Annotated in this window: 1 protein-coding gene; it reads right to left on the bottom strand. The window is 62.3% G+C overall.

Annotated elements, in window-relative coordinates; translation table 11 throughout:
- Positions 1-82: MscL family protein (locus tag CH341_RS33365; protein WP_210208757.1), on the bottom strand; the 82-nt coding region annotated here is incomplete at its 3' end.
- Positions 83-239: the final 157 nt, after the last annotated feature.

Genomic DNA, 239 nt, shown 5'->3' with positions numbered 1-239 from the left:
CGAAGGCCGCGCCGATGATGATGCCGACGGCCATGTCGAGGACATTGCCTTTGAGGGCGAACTCACGGAACTCCTTCAGCATCTAGGCTCCCTTAAAGGTCGTTATGGGTGTTGTCGCCATCGGTCGCAATCAAGGCGAATCTGATCGGCGCCGGACGACAAGGCGTCGGCGCGGGTCTTGGATTCTGCCGCAGGAGCAGGCGCGATGACGAGGCATGCCGGGCTTTGCCCGACCGCAG

Source organism: Rhodoplanes roseus, from assembly GCF_003258865.1.
Lineage (GTDB): Bacteria > Pseudomonadota > Alphaproteobacteria > Rhizobiales > Xanthobacteraceae > Rhodoplanes > Rhodoplanes roseus.
Note: the sequence above shows the minus strand (reverse complement) of the source record. Positions and strands in the feature narration are given on the sequence as shown.